Raw genomic sequence first — 311 nt, forward strand, 5'->3', positions numbered from 1 at the left:
TGCCGGAATGAGGAATGTGTATCGGTGTTCCGTTCCTTTAAGTCCTATGCTTCCGGCGAACTGGTCAAGCATGAGGAACAAGACAAGGCTGGTATGGGCTATACGCTTTATATCGGCTCATTGAAAAGTGAGGTGTACTTCTGTGTTTATGAAAAAAGCTATGAGCAGTACATCAAACTTGGGATTCCCATTGAGGAAGCACCGATAAAAAACAGATTTGAAATACGGTTGAAAAATGAACGTGCTTATTATGCTGTCCGTGACCTGCTGACTTACTATGACGCTGAACGGACGGCATTTTCTATTATCAA

1 protein-coding gene is annotated in these 311 nt (G+C 42.8%); it reads left to right on the plus strand.

Annotation, left to right across the window (positions count from 1 at the left end):
• Window positions 1–311, plus strand: a 311-nt coding sequence (locus GPK60_RS15405) for a replication initiation factor domain-containing protein (RefSeq protein ID WP_252191391.1), incomplete at both ends; no start/stop codon positions are given.

The sequence above is a fragment of the Ruminococcus sp. MCC718 genome (assembly GCF_018783905.1).
Classification (GTDB): Bacteria; Bacillota; Clostridia; order Lachnospirales; family Lachnospiraceae; genus Hominisplanchenecus; species Hominisplanchenecus faecis.